Origin of the sequence: Paenibacillus sp. NPDC056722 (assembly GCF_042790635.1) — a bacterium.
Taxonomy (GTDB): Bacteria; Bacillota; Bacilli; order Paenibacillales; family Paenibacillaceae; genus Paenibacillus_AQ; species Paenibacillus_AQ agri.
Map to the genome: position 1 here is coordinate 221,790 of NZ_JBHTYV010000005.1, position 19,533 is coordinate 241,322.

The 19,533-nt window shown below is 49.3% G+C and carries 16 protein-coding genes; 5 read left to right on the forward strand and 11 right to left on the reverse strand.

The window, feature by feature from the left end:
• Nucleotides 1-4 precede the first annotated feature (4 nt).
• Together ACFRAM_RS14975 and ACFRAM_RS14980 are read right to left on the reverse strand one after the other, a co-directional pair.
• Nucleotides 5-1,114: a GerAB/ArcD/ProY family transporter gene (locus ACFRAM_RS14975; protein ID WP_379466511.1), complete on the reverse strand. Its 1,110-nt coding sequence runs from the start codon at nucleotides 1,112-1,114 to the stop codon at nucleotides 5-7.
• Nucleotides 1,107-2,480 carry a spore germination protein gene (locus ACFRAM_RS14980; protein ID WP_379466512.1) on the reverse strand — a complete coding sequence of 458 codons (1,374 nt, stop codon included), beginning with the start codon at nucleotides 2,478-2,480 and terminating at the stop codon, nucleotides 1,107-1,109. Before ACFRAM_RS14980 ends, ACFRAM_RS14975 begins: the two co-directional genes overlap by 8 nt.
• Nucleotides 2,481-2,641: 161 nt before the next feature.
• Here ACFRAM_RS14980 and ACFRAM_RS14985 point away from each other — a divergent pair, with 161 nt between their 5' ends.
• The 3 genes from ACFRAM_RS14985 (at nucleotide 2,642) to ACFRAM_RS14995 (ending at nucleotide 5,406) form a co-directional block, all read left to right on the forward strand.
• On the forward strand, nucleotides 2,642-4,198 hold the full coding sequence (locus ACFRAM_RS14985; RefSeq protein WP_379466513.1) for an FAD-dependent oxidoreductase: 1,557 nt from the start codon (nucleotides 2,642-2,644) through the stop codon (nucleotides 4,196-4,198).
• 125 nt (nucleotides 4,199-4,323) lie between these two features.
• Nucleotides 4,324-5,043: a 3-ketoacyl-ACP reductase gene (locus tag ACFRAM_RS14990; RefSeq protein ID WP_175370762.1), complete on the forward strand. Its 720-nt coding sequence runs from the start codon at nucleotides 4,324-4,326 to the stop codon at nucleotides 5,041-5,043.
• A 51-nt stretch (nucleotides 5,044-5,094) separates the two neighbouring features.
• A complete protein-coding gene (locus tag ACFRAM_RS14995) occupies nucleotides 5,095-5,406 on the forward strand; it encodes an antibiotic biosynthesis monooxygenase (RefSeq protein WP_379466514.1) in 312 nt (103 codons plus the stop codon).
• Between the two features lie 1,146 nt (nucleotides 5,407-6,552).
• Here the strand turns inward: ACFRAM_RS14995 and ACFRAM_RS15000 are convergent.
• The 8 genes from ACFRAM_RS15000 to cidR all read right to left on the reverse strand — a co-directional run bounded on the left by ACFRAM_RS15000 (nucleotide 6,553) and on the right by cidR (nucleotide 17,250).
• Nucleotides 6,553-6,963 (reverse strand): hypothetical protein, encoded by a 411-nt coding sequence (locus ACFRAM_RS15000; RefSeq protein WP_379466515.1) that lies wholly within the window; start codon nucleotides 6,961-6,963, stop codon nucleotides 6,553-6,555.
• Nucleotides 6,964-7,265: 302 nt separating this feature from the next.
• The gene (locus tag ACFRAM_RS15005; RefSeq protein ID WP_379466516.1) at nucleotides 7,266-9,482 is read right to left on the reverse strand and encodes an MMPL family transporter; all 2,217 of its coding nucleotides are present in this window, start codon (nucleotides 9,480-9,482) and stop codon (nucleotides 7,266-7,268) included.
• Nucleotides 9,483-9,809: 327 nt separating this feature from the next.
• Nucleotides 9,810-11,708 carry an ABC transporter ATP-binding protein gene (locus tag ACFRAM_RS15010; RefSeq protein WP_379466517.1) on the reverse strand — a complete coding sequence of 633 codons (1,899 nt, stop codon included), beginning with the start codon at nucleotides 11,706-11,708 and terminating at the stop codon, nucleotides 9,810-9,812.
• Complete coding sequence (locus ACFRAM_RS15015) at nucleotides 11,705-13,465, reverse strand: ABC transporter ATP-binding protein (RefSeq protein WP_175370767.1); 1,761 nt, start codon at nucleotides 13,463-13,465, stop codon at nucleotides 11,705-11,707. The genes ACFRAM_RS15010 and ACFRAM_RS15015 overlap by 4 nt, the downstream gene beginning before the upstream one ends.
• Entirely contained in the window at nucleotides 13,458-13,898 is a 441-nt protein-coding gene (locus tag ACFRAM_RS15020; protein WP_246316980.1) for a MarR family winged helix-turn-helix transcriptional regulator, read from the reverse strand. Before ACFRAM_RS15020 ends, ACFRAM_RS15015 begins: the two co-directional genes overlap by 8 nt.
• A gap of 522 nt (nucleotides 13,899-14,420) precedes the next feature.
• The gene (locus ACFRAM_RS15025; RefSeq protein ID WP_379466518.1) at nucleotides 14,421-15,821 is read right to left on the reverse strand and encodes a DNA-binding protein; all 1,401 of its coding nucleotides are present in this window, start codon (nucleotides 15,819-15,821) and stop codon (nucleotides 14,421-14,423) included.
• 146 nt (nucleotides 15,822-15,967) lie between these two features.
• A complete protein-coding gene (locus ACFRAM_RS15030; RefSeq protein ID WP_175370770.1) occupies nucleotides 15,968-16,252 on the reverse strand; it encodes an aspartyl-phosphate phosphatase Spo0E family protein in 285 nt (94 codons plus the stop codon).
• 110 nt (nucleotides 16,253-16,362) lie between these two features.
• Nucleotides 16,363-17,250: a cidABC operon transcriptional activator CidR gene (gene cidR / locus ACFRAM_RS15035; protein WP_379466519.1), complete on the reverse strand. Its 888-nt coding sequence runs from the start codon at nucleotides 17,248-17,250 to the stop codon at nucleotides 16,363-16,365.
• A gap of 112 nt (nucleotides 17,251-17,362) precedes the next feature.
• Between cidR and ACFRAM_RS15040 the strand changes: the two genes are divergently transcribed.
• Together ACFRAM_RS15040 and ACFRAM_RS15045 are read left to right on the forward strand one after the other, a co-directional pair.
• On the forward strand, nucleotides 17,363-17,734 hold the full coding sequence (locus ACFRAM_RS15040) for a CidA/LrgA family protein (RefSeq protein WP_379466520.1): 372 nt from the start codon (nucleotides 17,363-17,365) through the stop codon (nucleotides 17,732-17,734).
• Nucleotides 17,734-18,414, forward strand: coding sequence for a CidB/LrgB family autolysis modulator (locus tag ACFRAM_RS15045; RefSeq protein WP_066378604.1), 681 nt, complete (start codon nucleotides 17,734-17,736; stop codon nucleotides 18,412-18,414). Before ACFRAM_RS15040 ends, ACFRAM_RS15045 begins: the two co-directional genes overlap by 1 nt.
• A gap of 102 nt (nucleotides 18,415-18,516) precedes the next feature.
• Here the strand turns inward: ACFRAM_RS15045 and ACFRAM_RS15050 are convergent, their stop codons facing one another.
• Nucleotides 18,517-19,485, reverse strand: coding sequence for a Gfo/Idh/MocA family protein (locus ACFRAM_RS15050; RefSeq protein WP_379466521.1), 969 nt, complete (start codon nucleotides 19,483-19,485; stop codon nucleotides 18,517-18,519).
• Nucleotides 19,486-19,533: the final 48 nt, after the last annotated feature.

Sequence of the window (19,533 nt, forward strand, 5' to 3'; positions counted from 1 at the left end):
TTCTTCAAGGATTCCGCCTCCTGGCCTTCCGCATTTTTATAACGCAGTAGAACAGTGTCGCTATCATCGACATTTCTCCAAGCCAGCGGATCTGCAGAAACCACTCCGCCAGTAGGTTAAGCTCATATTGATCCATGAACATCAACAGCAGCGTAGCCATGCAGAACAACCCCAGAATGATCGCTTCTTTCCACAGCTTCGCTTTGGATGAATTTTTCTCGGCGAACGGCATAATACTCTTGAACAACTCCAGCCCCACGTGCCAGTGTACGATCACACTCATAATGGATAGGGTCATATAGGCAAAATAAAATATAAACAACATCCGTTCAATCAAAAACGTCTCGATCCGGATGCTGTCAGCGGTTGAGAACCAAGTGTATACATGACGTTCGACTCCAACCGTCCCAAAGTAGCCGATAGGAACCAGAAACGTAATTAATAGCACAATCAATCCTTCCGCAGCGATGAGCCAGACATGCCTTAATTTGATTTTGTGAAATAGCCGGTTGAAAATGGCCAAATTAATGTACCCGCTGAATAGAAAAGTACCGGCAGCCATACTCTTGATATCCGGCCTATGCCAGATAAATGTCATAATCTGAAACACGGAGTCCCAACTGAAATTAGGGTTGATCAGCGCTTTTACACTCGCATATAGAATCAGAGGTAAGGTGATGGCCAAGATCACCTCAAGCGTGTACAACAAAGACAGACCATCTACCCGGCAGCAAATACACACCAGAATCAGAAACCCAATGACAACAGGATACGCCCCTGTGTCCGGGCTGATAAATCGCAAGGTGATGTCCACGAATGAGAGCAATGTGATCACCCCAGCTACATACCATAGCACCGCGTAGACCAAAAGCATCGGTGTCGTCACAAGCCTCGGCATGAGCGAATTAAAGATTTCCGGAATCCCCTTGCCGGGGAACTTGTCCATCAATTTGGTAAACACATAGACAAATGTTGTACCGATTGGCACCGCAATCAGGATCGACATTAACGCTCCGTCAAAACGTCTGTCCATCAGCTCTCTGGGCACAAAGTTAATAATGTTGATCAGACTGTTCATCAGAAAGAGACAGTAGAAATAGCGGCTTTTAACCATCAGTGCCCCCGCCTTTCTTGAATCTGCGGAAGCTGATGTTGTCCATGAAGAACAGCCGGAAATACGGCTGGCCGAAACTCCGCTGGCTGCATAGATAAATCATCAAGCCGACCAAACAGGACACCACACCAACCAGACCAAGAAGGGCAGCAGCAAACACGAAGAAATATTTTAGCACACGAACCGAGAAGCTCATCATATTCAGCGGGATCAGAAAGTTCGAAATGGCGACTGCGGACACCAGAATGATCATAATGTTGCCGACCAGACCGGCTTGTGTGGCCGCCTGACCCAGAATCAGACCACCAACCGTGGTCGCCGTCGGACCAATCGCCCGGGGTAGCCGGATACTGGCTTCTGTCAGGAATTCCATCATAATGAGCATGATCAGAACTTCCACAAAAGAAGGATACGGCACGGTTGCACGGCTTCCTGCCACAAGCAGCGCAATTTGCACCCGGATGATCTCCGGATTGTAAGAGGTGAAAGCGACATATATAGCCGGAAGCCACAGCGTCATCGCCACTCCAACGACCCGCAGGAACTTCAGGAATCTTCCGACGAAGGGAAACTGGATTTTGTCATCCATTGCGGTAAAGAAATCATTGAAGATGGAAGGCAACACAATAGCATAGCCTGTAGTATCCATCATCAGCGCCACTTTGCCTTCGGAGAGGTTGAATACAACGCGGTCCGGCCGCTCCGTTACAATGGTCTTGGGGAAAATCCGCAGCTTGTCGCTGCTTAAATACTTCTCAAGCTCGCCTGTAGCCTGCAGAATATCCACCCTCAGGGTCTGAAGCTTTTCTTTGACCTCAGCCAGCACATCATGATTCACGCGGCTCTCATCATATAGAATTGCCATCTTGGTCCGTGACAGATTGCCGATCAGCATTGATTCCATTTTTAATTGCGAGGATTGATAGCGTCGCCGCACCATATTGAGATTGATCGCCAGATTCTCGGTGAATCCATCAGACGGGCCCTGGGTCACACTCTCTGTGATGGTCTCCGACACAGCGCTGTTCTCGGCATGTAGAACATCAAAGAAATAGAGCCGGTCCAGAATAGCTACAGCAGCATAACCGCTCAGCAGCAGTTCCAATGCCCGTTCACCCGTCGTCGCCTCTTCGCTGCCTGGATAGGTACGAATGTAATCCTTATAAGCTTCGTTGTCCTCCATCTCATAGAACGGAGCAATAATACCGTGGCTGATCTTAACTGAATCTGTAATGCTCTTGATAAAGACCAGCCGGGCATCACCGGCAGGCGCAAGCAGCCGCTTATCCTCCAGATCTGCGATATTATCCAGCTTTTCCGTGATCCATTCCAGGGAAGCAGCATGCTTCTGCGGTTGTTCTGACACTCTGGTTCCCTCCCCTCTTTTGGTTCCACTTTACGAAGATGTGTCCTTATTTTGGCATCATCGCCCGCAAATCATGCACTGCCCTCTGAACTGAAGTTTCTTTTCCCCAGGTTGTGGTAATAATTGAACAACGTAACGCAAAAGTAGGGAGGGATCAGAGCATGAATCCAGAGAACCGGCTTACGGCTAATTTGCCGCAGTTTCCTGAATCTTTATGGCGGGATACTGTCGATATGCCGACTTTTCCGCGATTGAACGGGAATCACCAGACGGACGTTGCTGTTGTAGGAGGGGGAATCACCGGGATCACGACGGCCTACCTGCTCTCCAAAGCCGGCTATAAGGTAACCCTGCTGGAGGCAGGGACCATCCTTAATGGAACCACCGGGTTCACCAGCGCCAAAATCACTGCCCAGCACGGACTGATCTATCACGATCTCTTAGAGCACTTTGGAGAGGAACAGGCCGGCCTCTACTATAAATCCAACAATGAAGCCATGGAATGGATGATTCGTACCGCACAAGAGCTACATCTGGCCTGCGGCATGACACGGGATGATGCTTACCTGTATGTCGATGCCGGAGATGACAAGACACGAAAACAGCTTGAAAAGGAATTTGCAGCTTATCAGACCCTGGGGTTACCGGGCAAATGGCTTGATTCAGTATCTCTCCCTCTGCGGGTAGAAGGGGCTATTACCCTGCCGGGACAAGCCCGCTTTCACCCCGTACAATATTTGCTGGGGCTACTTCAGGTCTTTCTTAAAAATGGCGGTACAGTGTACGAACACACAACCATTGCTGAAAAAGTAGAGAACCGCGGCAGGCTTACGCTTTTCACTGAGCAAGATCAGCACGCGATTACCTGCAGTCACGCCGTCTCCGCTTCCCACTTCCCCTTCTATGACGGTGGGGCGCTCTACTTCTCGCGCCTGCATGCCGAACGCTCCTACTGCTTGGCTATTCAGCCGGAAATGCAGTTCGAAGGTGGGATGTATCTGAGTGCCGGACAGCCTACCCGCTCCTTGCGGGCCGTGGAATGGGAGGGCCGCAAGCTAGTAATCGTCGGCGGAGACAATCATAAGACAGGCCAAGGCATTTGCACATTTGGTCATTATGAGAACCTTGAGCGGTTCGCGGGGCAATTGCTGGGGATTAAGGTAATGCCTTACCGCTGGTCGGCCCAGGACCTGATCACCCTCGATAGAGTTCCTTACATTGGAAAAATAAAGGGCAATAAGGAGATCTATATCGCCACCGGCTTCGGGAAATGGGGAATGACCAGCGGTACCATGGCAGCACAGATCATTGCCGATCAAATACAGGGTAAGGACAACCCCTACACACAGCTGTACAATCCTTCACGCTTCAAAGCAAATCCTGGCATCAAGAACTTCATTGTGCAGAACGCCAATGTCGCCAAGGAGCTTATCGCAGGTAAGGTCGAGATCATCCACAAGAAGACCAAGGATCTAAAGCGGGACGAGGGGGCGGTTGTATTTCATGATGGGAAGCGTGTCGGCGCGTACAGAGACCTGGAAGGCCACCTTCATCTGGTCGACCGGACGTGCACCCATCTGGGCTGTGAGTGTGAATGGAATAACGGAGAACGGACCTGGGATTGCCCCTGCCATGGCTCTCGCTTCTCCTATGATGGTGCCGTTCTAGAAGGACCGGCCACACTGCCCCTGGATACCATCAGTCCGAAAATCCCATGAGATTTGAGTAGCTGAGGCAAGCATGACGACGCTACCAACGGGGGCGGCGTGCTTGTCTTTGCCCGCTCAGGTATAATTGAAGCGGAAGCTGTTATCTATTCTTTAAAAGGACGTGAAGCGAAGTTATGGATCTGAGAGGAAAAAGCGTTGTAATTACCGGTGCAGGTAAAGGGATCGGGAAAGCACTAGCCCTTGCATTGGCCAAAGAAGGAGCCAACCTGGGCCTGATCTCCAGAACATCGGGCGATTTAGAAGCCTTGAAAGCCGCGTTGACGGAAGTCTACGACGTCAAGGTTAGCATTGCCGTTGCCGACATTTCCGTACAGGAAGAGGCAGAACGGGCTGTTGTTTCGCTCCAGAATGACCTTGGCGCTTTCGATGCGCTTATTAATAACGCCGGGGTTGCCCAATTCGGTACCTTTCTGGAAATGGACCCTGCGGACTGGAGACGCCACCTTGAGATCAATCTGTTCGGTGTCTACTATGTTACCAGAGCTGCACTGCCAGCCATGATTGAGCGCAGCAGCGGCAATATCATCAACATCTCGTCCACAGCGGGCGAACGCGGATTTGCTACAGGCTCTGCCTACTGTTCCTCCAAGTTCGCGCTGATGGGCATGACCGAATCTCTGGCTCAGGAAGTGCGCAAACATAATATCCGGGTAACCGCGCTGACGCCAAGTACGGTCAACACTCCACTGGCTGAGAACGCAGGTCTGAAGATTGGTGACGAAGACCGTATGATGCAGCCGGAGGATGTAGCTGAACTGACTATTGCTGCCCTGAAGCTGCCGGATCGCGTCTTCCTCAAGACCGCCGGTATTTGGACCACGAACCCGCAATAAATAGTCTGTATCTTATTCTCTCACTCATACTATCTTAGGGAGGTTCATTGCATGCTAGTAGTTACGAATACGATTAAAGTCAAGGAAGGCCATGGCGCCGCTATGGCCCAGCGTTTTGCAGGTTCAGGCGGCGTACAGGACATGCCGGGCTTTGTGCGCATGGAAGTATGGCATGGCAGTGCCAAGGAAGGCGTGGAGGAATTAAAGATCTGTACCGTGTGGGAGAATGAAGAGAGCTTCAAGGGATGGACCTCCAGCGAATCCTTCAAGCAGTCTCACCGCGGTGCCGGCGGCAGTGACGTTATTCTCGGCGCCTCGCTCGACAAGTACGAGCTGCTGATCAGCCGTACGCCTGGGAACTAGCACACCTTAATGCTAGTGGTTGTTGGTGAGCTATTGGTTGATACGAGCGTACTAGTGGTTGATATAAGTGTGCTAGTGTCGATATGATCTACTGGTATATATGATCTACTGGTATATATGATCTACTGGTATTTGATATGATCTGCTAGTATTTGATATGGCTGAAAAAGGCCATTATGAGCCCTCTCTAATGCTACAATTATCATTGTGTTCAAGTGAAACTAAGTAGCCTGACCCCCTTAAACATAGGAATCAGGCTGCTTAGTTTTTGTATTTGGATAGCTATATATGACCGATCTAAGATCTGAGTAAGAGCCTCGGCCGTCACTATGATGGCTTATTTAGGCTTCCGATCGCTGTTAACTCCAGCTTTATTTATTAACCCTGATAGCGCCTAAAATCGAGAAGCAGCTCATATTTTCGACGTGAGCTTTCCTCTGAAGACCTTTCAGGCGAGCGCCTCACTCCTACAGTCCCTAACTTTCTCCTTCGTTACTCCCCATCTTCTTGATGTGTGAGTAGAAAAAGAGTGCACCCATCGATTCCAAAGGGCAGGGGGATATAACGGCATTTTTGTACCTTAAATTGGCTGCAGCTAGGCGTCAAATTCAATTAAGGACATTTTTGTACCTTAATTCTTCCAAAACGCCCTCTACAGAGCTTTTTTTTCAAAAATAAGGTACATTAATGCTCTTATATTCCTATTTTATCTAAAAAAGAGAAAAATGAGGTACAATAATGCCCTTAGTTGGGCATATGTAGATTTTTTCATCACCAAGAAAGTCTGGGACAACCGTAGCTGTTTATTCTAGTTGCAACTACGACCGTAGCTTCAGATTTCACCGGGGAGATACCGAGTCTGCGCTTTGAATCATAATATATCTACTCGATGAGGCCAACTCATTTCGCTGTTCACCTTTTTATACTGATAAGGCGACCTCTGCTAAAGCTTACCTTTTGATAAAACATACTCTTTCAAGTCTTTAAACTCCTCTTTGTTTTCCTTTACCCACCGTATTTCATCAGTTGCTGTAAAGCACTTTGCTTGAGCACCTGGAATAAAAGACTGAACCACGGAAAAAAGCTCCGTTTTCCCAGACTCTACCTGATCCATAATAAATGGTACATCAGGTACACCTAACTTTTTTAATAAAGCAAGCTTTTGGTCTTAGACAAATCAGAATTTGCGATTTTTTCAACTTCTTCAGGAAGGGTGCTAAGCTTTTGTTTCCATTCCTCAGAAAAGTTATCTCCTGAAGCCCAAGTTGTACTCTGATCTTCTTTAAGGTTAATCTTCGAGATTTCCTCAATGGCAGCTGCAAAAATGTAATCAAAAAGGTTGCTTCCTTCGCTCTCATCCATTTTCTTTTCCAATATGGGGAGAGCATCCGTCCCAAGATTTACAATATTCGAATATGCCGCACTATTTTTGAGGTAATCATAAGGATTACTGCTTATGGCAAGCTCAGTTTTATTAGCAGCTTCAGTTTGTAACTGTTCTACTAATCCATCAAGATTCTCATCAATTTGTTTCTCAACAGATGCATCTGCAGTCATTGCATAAATAGAAGTCGTAACAGCGAAACCGAGAGCGCAAATGCCGACAAGTAACCACCATCACGAGCTGCGTAGCCCCTGAATTGACACATAGAAAGTTGTAGCGCTAACCTTCCTACATTAAACTGCAATATGCTCTTCCAGAAGATGATGAACTTAGCGAATGGGATATAAAAAAAGCTGAAGAGGATGTCCTCGACAGCTTAAGACTTACCAATGAATCTCCCCTTTAGTTGTGGAGAGCATAGCAAATTCATAAACGCATCATTTACTTACTCTGGCTTCTTAGGTCGAACTCTCTTTTACTCACCAACATTAGGCTGCGTCTCCGCCACTTCCACATGCTTGCCCGGCCAGAAGGCCAGTCGACCGAATAGCAGGGTAATGGCCGGTACGAGGAACGGGCGTACCACAAAGGTATCCAGCAGAACACCAAGGGCTGTGATAATGCCAAATTGCACAAGCACCTGAATTGGCAGCGTAGCCAGCACGCCAAAGGTCCCCGCCAGGATGAGACCGGCAGAAGTAATGACCGAACCCGTCTCATTGACCCCTTCCGCAATCGCTTGCTTCAGGGGCATAACCTTTCTTTTTTTCCATATGCTCGAGATCATAAAGATGTTGTAGTCCTCGCCAAGTGCTACCAGGAATACAAAGGAGTAAAGTGGAATTGCTCCCTGAATGGCCTCTGCGCCAAGGACATAATGAATAATAATCCAGCCTAGTCCAAGTGCGGAGAAGAAGGATAGGATTACGGTCCCCACCAAATAAATAGTAGCGATAATTGAGCGCAAATAAACGAGCAGCAGCAAGGTGATCATTCCGATAACCACGGGAATAATGAGATCCATATCCCGCTCGCCGGTGGCTCTGTTGTCATATTGGGTCGCCGTCTGTCCGCTGATCCAGACTTTGCCTTCAGGGTTCGCAACCCCCACATCTACAAGCGCCTGCTCTCCCGTCGCCCGTAGCGCTGGAATATGGCTCATAGCTTCAAGCGCATACGGATTGCTCTTGAATTCAATATCGTAGCCAAGGATCTCCTTGTTCACTGCGCCCGGCTGGGGATCAGAAACTTTACCCACATAAGAGAGTGCACCCAGGACGACTTTAAGGTCTTCGCCATCTGCCTTGCCTTGAGTATCAATCATCAGTTTGGCCGGAGCCAACTCACCAGGGGAGAACTTGGTACCAATAAGGTCGAACCCTTGGCGAGATTCCATATTCTTCGGAAATGAAGACAGGATATCATACGTGAACTTAATTCCGCTAGAGAAAGAAGCTAGCACACCAAGCAGCAGCACAGTCACACCTACAATTGCCCACGGACGGGCAACCACCAGCCCACCGATGCCTTTTTTGCGGGATACACGCGGCTGTGGCGCTGGCTTTCCCTTGGCCCTCGCCCGCTCTGCTTCCATTTGAGGAGTACGCGGAATGAATGGATAGAACGAGGCCCGGCCAAAGATCGCTAGCAACGCCGGAACCAGTGTCAGACTGGCGATACCCATAATAAAGATGGCCAGACTGAATGGAACCGCAAAGCGATGGTAAGCTCCAAACTTCGCCAGCAGCAATGCGAATAGTGCCAGCACCACGGTGAAGCCGCTCATGGCAATTGCCCCGGAAGAATCTGTAATCGCATGCAGCAGGGCACGGCCCTTACTCTCTTCGCTCTTCAACAATTGACGGAATCGGGAGATCAGGAAGAGGCAATAATCCGTACCTGCTCCAAATAGCAGGACGGTCATAATGGAGATGGCTTGCGAATCTACGGTAATCCAGCCTTCCTGAGCCATTTTGCCCAATATAGGTCCCGTAACCCCATAAGCGAAGCCCACCGCAACCAGCGGAATGATCGCCAGAATCGGAGAACGGTAAATGATCAGCAGAAAAATAAGTACAAGAAGCACAGTCGCAATTAGCAAGGATACATCGGCGTTCTTGAACAGACTGCTGGCATCAATGGAGATGCCTACAGGTCCGGTGACGCGCAGACTTAACACGCTGTCCGCTGTACCCGCTGCTGTCGGATCACTGCCGGTTTCCGTACGGATGATCCCCTTCAGGTCCGCGACTGCTTCTTTAAGCTGCCCACTATCTGCTGAAGAATCGAAGAGTACAGGCGTCACCAGCGTGCTGCCGTCTTCCGAGAGTGAAGCCTGAAGCGCCTGTGGAGGAATTTTACCGAGCGGGGGCACGAAATTTTGATATGGCAAAGGTTGCTGTTCCAAGGTATTGTAGATGGCCCCGATATGTACTAGATCCTCCGGAGACATTCCGCCTTCCCGGTGCCACACCAACAAGGCCGGAACACCGCTGCCGCCTGGGAATTCTCTTCCCGCAACTACTTCTGCCTGAACCGATTGCGCATTCTCCGGCAGATTAGGGGCGTTGTTCGCCACTTGTGAATTCACAGCAGGCCATAGCATGTTCAGGAGGCCGACTACTACGATCCACACAAGAAGCGTGATCCACTTACTTTTGCTGCCTGCAACCCATTTTCCGTAGCCTGACATCTATTTCATCCTCTCTGCAGAGCCTGCGGAACGCAAAATGAACCGCGGGTCATTTTTATATTCATATCATACACGCTGACCTGCCTAAATACCATCCGTGATTTCATGCATCCAGCACTACTTATACAATAAAAAAAGCCGCGCAATTGCGCGGTTTAAACTACGGAATAAGCGGCATACCCTGCAGCTTCTACACGGCCTAGGACCGCATGAAGCCGGGCCGGGCCTTGCCCTGACAGACAAGTGCCCCTCACCACCGCATACTACGTACGGAGATGAGGGGCACTTTAAGGCCGCTAACCGTTATGACATTCCCCGCGGTTAGCCTCAGCTAACTTCAGGAACAGCTTCCTCGGAGAACTGGCTGTTGTATAGATCGGCATAGAAGCCATCTTGCGCCATCAGTTCTTCATGGTTGCCTTTCTCAATGACACTTCCCTTGTTCATAACCAGAATCAGGTCTGCATCACGGATCGTGGACAAGCGGTGAGCAATAACAAAGCTTGTTCTACCCTCCATCAGCGTATTCATCGCCTTCTGGATCTGTACCTCGGTCCGGGTGTCGACGCTGCTTGTAGCCTCATCCAGAATTAGGATGGACGGATCGGCCAAGATAGCCCGGGCAATCGTCAGCAGTTGCTTCTGACCTTGCGAGATGTTAGAGGCTTCTTCGTTCAGCACCGTATTGTAGCCCAGCGGCAAGGTGCGGATAAAGTGGTCCGCATGCGCTGCTTTGGCCGCACGCACCACATCGGCTTCACTGGCACCCTCACGTCCATAGGCAATGTTGTCACGGATTGTACCATTGAAGAGCCAGGTATCTTGAAGCACCATCCCGAATTTGCTGCGCAGCTCACTGCGCTTCAGATCCGTGATGTCAACACCGTCAATGAGAATTTGGCCGCCGTTCAGCTCATAGAAGCGCATCAGCAGATTGATCATCGTGGTCTTACCGGCACCAGTCGGTCCTACAATCGCGATCGTCTGACCTGGGCTGACCTCAATATTCATATCCTCAATGAGGATCGCATCCTCTTTATAGCCAAACTTCACATGGCGGAATTCCACGGCACCTTCTTCTTCCACAGCTTCGTGTTTCACAGCAGCCGTTTTCTCCGGAACTTCCTCTTCTTCATCGAGCAGCTCGAATACCCGCTCTGCGGAAGCAACTGTGGACTGAATGATGTTAGCAATATTCGCTGTTTGCGTGATCGGCATGGTGAATTGTCGTGAATACTGGATAAAGGCTTGGATATCCCCGACATCAATCATTTTCTTGGTGACAAAAATACCGCCGACTACGCAGACAAGCACATAACCCAGATTCCCGATAAAGGTCATTAGCGGCATAATCATGCCTGACATGAACTGGGCGCGCCAGCCGGAATTATAGAGATCATCGTTAATCGTATTAAACTGACGAAGCGATTCCTTTTCACGGCCGAAGGCTTTAATAATACGGTGACCGGTATACATTTCTTCTACGTGTCCGTTCAACTGCCCAAGTGATTTTTGCTGCCCGATAAAATGGGTTTGCGAACGTTTCGTGATCCCCAGTATGGCCACAAAACTGAGCGGCAACGTCACCACTGTAATCAGGGTCAGCCAAGGACTAATGGTCAGCATCATGATAATGACACCAATAATAGTAACGATAGATGTTATCAGTTGCGTTAAGCTCTGCTGCAAGGTGGTACTGATGTTGTCTACATCATTAGTAGCCCGGCTGAGAATTTCCCCATGAGTTCTGGAATCAAAATATTTCAGCGGCAGCCGTTCCAATTTAAGATTGATCTGCTCGCGCATATCATAGACAACCTTCTGGGCCACACCGGCCATGATATATTGCTGTAAATAGCTGAACAGGGCACTGAACAGATAAAGACCACCCAGAATCAGCAGGATATCATTAATATAGCCAAAATCGATAAAAGCTCCTTCTACACCTGTCAACTTTCCATAGGCGCCTTCAAACAGCTTGGTCGTTGCTTTACCCATAATCTTCGGGCTTAAAATACTAAATACCGTACTGGCAATCGCCATAATAAAGATAACGATCAGCTGCACCTGACGTGGACGCAGGTAGCGAATCAGACGGCGGAGCGTACCCTTGAAGTCCTTGGCCTTCTCCGCTGGCAGCATCATCCCAGGTCCGCCGCCAGGTCCACCAGGACCCCGGCCTCTTCCACCGCCCGGAAGTTTCATCTGGCTGTTCTTCTCACTCATGCTATTTCCTCCTCTGACAACTGCGAGGACACAATCTCGCGGTACACTTCACTGTTCTCCAGCAATTCCCTGTGCGTTCCCGTACCAGCGATTCTGCCTTCATCCAGCACAATAATCCGGTCTGCATCCATTACTGTGCTGACCCGCTGAGCCACAATAAGAACGGTGGATTCTGTCGTCTCTCCTTTGAGAGCGGCGCGCAGCTTGGCATCGGTCTTGAAATCAAGCGCCGAGAAGCTGTCGTCGAAGAGATATACTTCCGGTCTTCTGACCAGTGCACGGGCAATAGACAGACGCTGCTTTTGACCCCCGGAGACGTTATTCCCGCCCTGAGCAATTTCCGAGTTGAATCCATCCTTCATGGCTGATACAAAATCGAAGGCTTGTGCCACCTTGGCAGCATGGATAATCTCTTCATCAGTCGCATCCTCTTTACCGTACCGGATATTATCCTTGATCGTGCCAGTGAACAGAACAGCCTTCTGTGGAATATAACCAATCTTGCTGCGCAGCTCTTCCTGAGTCATATCGCGAACATCGACGCCATCCACCCGCACGGAGCCTTCAGCAGCGTCATAGAATCTGGGAAGCAAGCTCAGCATTGTGGATTTACCAGACCCGGTACCCCCGATAATCGCCGTGACTTCACCCGGGCGGGCATTGAAGCTGATCCCTGACAACGCAGGTTGTTCTGCACCCGGGTAGGAGAAGCTGACGTTCTCGAATTCCACGTATCCGCGCATACCGTCACGACCATCACGCTTGGTCAATACGGCTGTATTGTCAAGCTCACTTGCCGACGGATCCAGAATTTCCGGCTTCATATCCAATACCTCGTTGATCCGTACAGCCGATGCGGAAGCACGGGGAATCAGTACGAACATCATCGAAACCATGATCAGTGAGAACATAATCTGCATGGCGTATTGAATGAAGGCCATCAACGAACCGACCTGAAGGTCACCGTCGCCGATACGGATACCTCCGTAATAAAGGATGGCAATCATGGAAAAGTTCATAACAATCATCATAAGCGGCATCAGTCCGGCCATAATCTTGTTAACCTTAATCGCCGTATCGGTCAGATCACGGTTGGCTTCCGTGAATCTTTTGTTCTCATGGTCAATCCGGTTGAACGAGCGAATGACACGGATACCTGTCAGATGTTCTCTCAGCACAAGGTTGAGCTTATCCAGCTTGACCTGTATCGCTTTAAACAACGGCAAGCCCTTCATGCCAATCAGGAAAATTGCACCCACAAGCAGCGGAATAACTACCACAAAAATCAACGACAGCTTGGCATCCTCCGAGACCGCCATAATGATCCCGCCGATCATCATCATCGGTGCCGCAACCATCATCCGCAGCATCATAGTCAGAACGGTCTGTACTTGTGTAATATCATTAGTCGTGCGGGTAATCAGCGATGCTGTACCCACCTTGTCGAACTCGTGGAGCGTAAAATTCTCTACATGATTGAACATTAGCGCTCGCGTATTCTTTCCGAAACCTGCAGCGATCTTGGCTGAAAAATAACTGGCGATAATCGAGCACAGCGCTCCGCCGGCAGCTACCAGCAGCATGAATCCGCCAATCCGCCATATATAGCTGCGGTCCTGGTGCACAATTCCCTTGTCCACAATGTCAGACATCAGTGTGGGGAGATACAAGTCCCCCATGGACTGCAGAAATACAAGGATTAGTACACCAATGACCGCTAGCTTAAAAGGCTTTAGTTGTCTTAGTAATTTAATCAAGGTTCTCATCTCCGTTCATTTGTAACCGATCGAAATCAGGTCGGGGACTGCTCAGGGCATATGCATGGACCTTCAACAGCAGATCACACAACTGATTGCTCTCTTCTTCGCCCAAGTACTCCACCAGCTTAACCAGCTCTTCATTCATATAGGCATGTACTCTTCGCGTGACCTTTTTTCCCCGCTCTGTTAATTGGATACGGACAGCCCTCCGATCCTCGGAATCAGCCCGCCGCTCCACCATTCCCTTGGCCTCCAGACTATTGACCAACTGAGTGACTGTAGGAGCAGCCCATCCAAGGATGCGTCCGATCTCCGAGACCTTCAGGCCCTGCTCATTGGAATGCCGGTGCTTGCGAATACATATCATCAAAGTCATCTCACTCGGCTTATTGCCCTCCACCGTATGCTGCCATTGGACCTTATGCAACATGCGCAATGCAATGAAAAGCCTATTCGCGACTGTATTTTCTCCATTTATCCCAATCTTTATCACCCCGCAAAATTAATTAGGTTAGCTAATAATTAAACTGTTTATTAATTAGGTAACCTAAATTATATTTACAGCAAAACACTTTGTCAAATAATGAATGCGGTATCATTTTTCACGAAATTCAAAACACTCAAAACCTTGCTTTTTGCTATAAAAAAGACCCTTCATTCTGCTGTTTAAGCAGTTGCAAAGGGTACAAAAAAAGATGACCCCTAAGAAACCGGGCATCATCTCGTGGTATTACAGCATGCAGCCATAGTTATCTTGGGAGGCATCACTGTTCTGCTGGTATAACAATATTATAACGATGCAGCTTACTGCCGCGTTCTATGGTCATAAAGAAAGGATCAAGCGTTGGATACGTCCCTGAGTCCTAAGGATTAGTACCCCACTCCGTGTTCAAGCGTGGTGAACGATCCCCCGTTACCTCCTTTGCCTGCCGGTGTTCCAATGATAATAAAACTAAACAACGCTAAAACGGCGGTCATCGTCAGCAGCGATTTTTTCATTTTGTCTCACCTCCTTCATAAGATCTGTGTACAGTTGCTTCTGCCTGTCGCTGGCATATTCCCTGTTAATCTCGAAGAGAGTGACACAATTGATGAAGCCTTTCTCATTATTCAGTCTGGCAGACAGCTGGAGACATTCGATAATATGGTCGATTCCCCGCGGGTACTCCTGATGGTTGATAAGGTAAATAGCAATCTGATAGTTGAGCCGGAATAGCCTGTCTACATTGATCGGGTCCTGGAATTGACCGAATCTCAGCATTTCCCTTGAGAACTTGGTCAGTGCATTATCGGCAGAAAAGCCAAACTGGTTCGCAGATTCCATGATCGTGATTAGGCCAGGCAGAATCTCGCCCGGGTGATCGGCCAGGAAGGAAATATAAGATGGAAGGATGGAAATGTTGCCGTCCAGCATCTCCAGAGTGAAGCTGTTGGCTTTGGAGAAGAGCTTGAAGTCTTCGACCGCCTTGTGACCTTCTTCATCCAAAATCTCAAACCAGCTAAGGTCTGCATATCCGGCCGTATACCGCTTGGCTTCTTCATATCGCCCCTGCTTGGTCAGCGCGGCCGCCTTCAGCAAATAACCATGTCCGTAATACACCACAAGTGGCCGCTCCGTATGCATCGTCTCCCGGCGCTTGCTAGCATTCTTGCGCACTTCATCCCGGTATAATCCATTCGCGAGCGCGCGCAATTCGTCGGCATATTTCTCTACATCCCGCCACCGGTGCAGGGTAAAGCAGACGTTCGCCAGCTTAAGCAGACCATCCAGCTGCATGGCCTCCGGCAGACGTCCCCGAAACGGCTCGAACGTGATCACCGCTCTAAACTTCTCCTCCATATCTACTACAGACTGCATGGATTTGAAAATGCGATATTGACTGATAGCCAGACGCTCCGAGTAACTGTCCTGCTCATTCTCGGCTACAATTTTATAGAAAATGACAGATTCGTTGATTTTCCCATTATTGAAAAGCTTCTCTGCGACTGAATAAATCAAGTCAATCTGCTTCGGATACTCAAGGATTCTGCTCAGAAGTTCATCAATACAAGGCTTCTTGCCGATCTCAGCGCATCGGATCAGAAACGGCTCTGCTCTGCGACGGGAGACCTTGTCCTCATAAAAACATTCATCAATATAGAGCGGATACAGCCAACCTTCAGGAAACCCGAAAGCCCGAGTAATCGCGTCCATTTGCCCTAATGATATAGGCTTTGGGGGATTCCCATGCAATATAGCACTGAGACTGCCGCGGTTCAGGCCGGAAACTTTCGCAAAAGAAGCGAGATTATGACCCGAACGGGATAGATTCTTCTCAATTTCTGAGCGTATAGTTGTAAACTTCGCCTCCACCCGGCACCTCCTATAATGATATAATAACAGCTTCTAATTATTTACATAATTATAGGATAATTGTCCAGAAAGCACAACAAAAAGAGGAGCTGTTCTCTCCCCTAATTCTACCATCTATATGATTATGGATGCAAAAGACTATTGAACTATTGCAACGCGGTCTGGCTTCTTAGCGCCGAATTCCTAGAATTTTTGGCAGACGGGCCGTTTCCCGCCTTCCGGCTGCGCAGACTCTCCATCATTTTATTCTGGGCTAGCAAAATATAACCGTCCAGCCGCTCGCTCAGCTCTACTACAGCACGATCACTTAGACTATGCTGTTCGGCAACCTCAAGTAATTGACATCTCAAGCTCTCAATCGTAATCAGCAGTTCGTCTTCTCTTATATCTCTCCTATGAATGTTACGGGAGGAAGCATCGTAAAGGCTCACGATTCTCTCACCTTCTCTCTATCAACTTCTCCCCTATCATAAATCATGATGCCAAAAAACATATTTTCAAAAAAAAGAAAAATTTGTCGATGATTCAACAAAACGGGAGACTAATGACCTACGAAGATCCCCTTAGCAAAAGAAATCCATTCTCGTGCCGCAAATGAAAGATAGCGATCCCGGCGCCAGATAATACCCAGTTGCCAGGGAATGACCGGAGCCGTCAGCGGAATGACAGCGATCCGCGAGCGGTCGATGTCACGGCAAATCGTCTCTGGCAGGAGCGCAATTCCGAGTCCCGCCCCTACCATTCCACTGATCAGATCCCACTGTGAGCTCTCGTATACCACCTTAGGTTGAAAACCTACTTTGACGCATTCTGTAATAATCCGATCATGCAGCATAAAATCCTCACGGAAGAGGATAAACTCTTCTTCCGCCAGTTCCGCCAGCTTCACGCATTCCTGTCCAGCCAGGCGGTGCCCTGCCGGAACTAGCAACTCCAGCTTTTCCTCCAGAATAGAGAAGAATTTAAACTTCCCCTGATCCACAGGCAGCACAATGACACCGATATCCAGCAGACCCGTCTCCACATCATTCTCCACCTTCTTGGCGCCATCCTCATGCAGGCGAATCGTCACCCCAGGGTATCGATGATGAAACTCACCGATAACTGCTGGGAAGAAGCTCGCACCTACCATTGGCGGCAATCCCATCTGGATATGGCCCTGCTTCAGCTCGCGCAAGCTATCCAGCTCAGAGGACAAGCTGGTGAATGAATCTACAATATTCTGCGCCTTGGTTAGCAGAATCTCGCCCGCATCTGTCAGGCGGATGCTTTTGCCTTCCCGGTAGAACAGGTCAGCACCCAGTTCGATCTCCAAATTCCTGATCATTTTGCTAATTGTAGGCTGTGAGATATACAGTGATTTAGCCGCCTGGGAAAAGCTGTTCAGTCTTGCGATTTGAACGAAATATTGTAGTTGCCGGATGTCCACGGCTCAGCCTCCTATGCATAGACAAAAGGAATGTCAGCTATTCGATCTATTCATTTTACCTATGAAAATAAATAATGTAAACTTTCATTACGATGAAAGGGGCGGCGCATTTATGAAAAAAATGATCTCAGGATTGCTGCAAATAGGCGGCCTCACTGTATTCTCACTGTTGATCAATTCACTGGCTTCATGGTTGCATTTTCCCATTCCCGGAAGCATTCTGGGCATGGTTATCTTATTCCTTCTGCTTGAATTCGGCGTCATACGCTTGAACTGGGTGGAGGTCGGAGCCTCCTGGCTGCTGGCTGAGCTGCTTCTGTTCTTCATTCCTTCCGCGATCGGCGTCATGAAATACACAGATATGCTGGAGACCGACGGACTGCGGGTGCTGGCAGTCGTAGTGGTCGGTACATTCGCAGTCATGGCCTGCTCCGGGCTGCTCACAGGAGCTATATCCAAGGCAAAGGAGCATAAACCTTTATGATGACCGGACTATTGTTCCTCGCGCTAACCATAGGACTCTATCTCCTTGCCAAGCGCGCCTATAAGTTACACAGCAAAGTATACCTATCTCCGCTTATCATTACACCTCTGCTGATTGTTGGCATTCTGTTGATGACAGGCATCCCTTATGAATCTTACAATGCGGGAGGCAAGTGGCTGACTAACCTGCTGCAGCCGGCAACCATTGCGTTCGCTATCCCTTTGCATAAGAACTTCAAGGTACTCAAAAAACACGCCGCCGAAATTGCGGCAGGCGTGCTCTCAGGTACGATCATTGCGGTGATCTCCTCCATGCTGCTTGCCAAATGGCTGCATCTCAGCAGCGATCTGGTCTCCAGCCTGGTCCCGCGGTCGGTTACTACTCCGATTGCCATGAGTATCTCGCAGCGTATCGGGGGTGTACCTAGCATTACGGCGGTCTTCGTTATCCTCACCGGGATACTGGGCACAATGATGGGACCTTCCGTGCTGCGTCTCTTCCGCATTGACAATGAAATTGCGCGCGGTGTATCGCTGGGAACCGCAGCGCATGGTACAGGTACCTCCAAGGCCTTCGAGCTTAGCTCGCTGACCGGTACCATCTCCAGCATTGCGATGATCCTGACGGCGCTGCTGACCATCGGCATTGCGCCGCCACTGCTCGCAGTGTTCCTCCACTAAGGCCGTCCCGGCTTGGGCCAAAGCACATAGCTCCGAAGAAATCCCCGGAGCTGCGTGCTTTTTTTCTATGATCTCACTTGGAACTCGATCCTTCTACTTAACCTACAGTTTAACCGGCAGTCCAGTCTGTGCCGACTCATAGGCCGCACAAGTCACCTTCAACGTCTTATAGCCGTCCTCATAGTCGCTGAGAATGCGGGAGCGATCGCCAGTACGCACAGCATGCAGGAACGCCTCGCTCTCAGCGGCATAAGGGTCGCCGCTGTTAGCATGCTCTGTGCTGCCCCCGACACGAACAGTAAGCAGGCGATCAAGATTCCAGTCCAGCAGCCCTTGTTCATTATAGAAGGTCAGATTGACCCGGCCGACTTCTCCAGGAAGCACGCAGGTGTTGGAAATATTGGCAATGACGCCGCTAGTAAGCTTCAGCGACACCGTACCGATATCGGCAACCGTGACGTTCTCATGCTGCTCATGTACAATACGATTGCCGTACAAGCCGTACACTTCTTCTACCTCACCGCCCAGATAACGGAGCAAATCTACGATATGCGTTGTCTGCTCCGTAAACTGCCCACCGGACTGCTCCTGGTTGCGCCACCATGCTACTCCTGGCATACCGCCCATCCACTGACCGGTAACCATCCCGATTTTATCCCCGGTCAACGTTTCCTTCAGCCTTCGGATATTATCCTGATAGCGGAAGTGGTAGCCCACTGAGGTCAGCAGATTGCGCTCCTTAATCTCCTGAAGCAGGCTGGCCGGGATTTCGGTGCTGTAGCTTAGCGGTTTCTCGATAAAAAAGGGAATGTCATGACGAATCAACGCACGCTCAATGTCACCATGGGACTGTGGGGGAACGCATATATAAGCAGCATCCAGCTTATGAGCTTCCAGCATCTCCGTAATATCGCCATAGCCTTCAGCATCATAATGACGGGCCATCTCTTCCGCCTTCTCCTTGCTACTGCCGCATACCGCTACTAGCGTAACATCTTCCATTCCAGCCAGTAAATCGGCGTGAACCTTACCGAACCAGCCTGTACCAATCAATCCGATGTTAAGTGTCATGATCTGCCTCCTGTGAGTCTGAATTGTATGCCCTTTCATAGATTATAC

Coding starts and splice junctions, on each gene's coding strand:
- ACFRAM_RS14975 (WP_379466511.1), bottom strand. CDS start 1,114: ATGGTTAAAAGCCGCTATTTCTACTGTCTCTTTCTGATGAACAGTCTG.
- ACFRAM_RS14985 (WP_379466513.1), top strand. CDS start 2,642: ATGAATCCAGAGAACCGGCTTACGGCTAATTTGCCGCAGTTTCCTGAA.
- ACFRAM_RS14990 (WP_175370762.1), top strand. CDS start 4,324: ATGGATCTGAGAGGAAAAAGCGTTGTAATTACCGGTGCAGGTAAAGGG.
- ACFRAM_RS14995 (WP_379466514.1), top strand. CDS start 5,095: ATGCTAGTAGTTACGAATACGATTAAAGTCAAGGAAGGCCATGGCGCC.
- ACFRAM_RS15000 (WP_379466515.1), bottom strand. CDS start 6,963: ATGACTGCAGATGCATCTGTTGAGAAACAAATTGATGAGAATCTTGAT.
- ACFRAM_RS15005 (WP_379466516.1), bottom strand. CDS start 9,482: ATGTCAGGCTACGGAAAATGGGTTGCAGGCAGCAAAAGTAAGTGGATC.
- ACFRAM_RS15010 (WP_379466517.1), bottom strand. CDS start 11,708: ATGAGTGAGAAGAACAGCCAGATGAAACTTCCGGGCGGTGGAAGAGGC.
- ACFRAM_RS15020 (WP_246316980.1), bottom strand. CDS start 13,898: ATGTTGCATAAGGTCCAATGGCAGCATACGGTGGAGGGCAATAAGCCG.
- ACFRAM_RS15040 (WP_379466520.1), top strand. CDS start 17,363: ATGAAAAAAATGATCTCAGGATTGCTGCAAATAGGCGGCCTCACTGTA.
- ACFRAM_RS15045 (WP_066378604.1), top strand. CDS start 17,734: ATGACCGGACTATTGTTCCTCGCGCTAACCATAGGACTCTATCTCCTT.
- ACFRAM_RS15050 (WP_379466521.1), bottom strand. CDS start 19,485: ATGACACTTAACATCGGATTGATTGGTACAGGCTGGTTCGGTAAGGTT.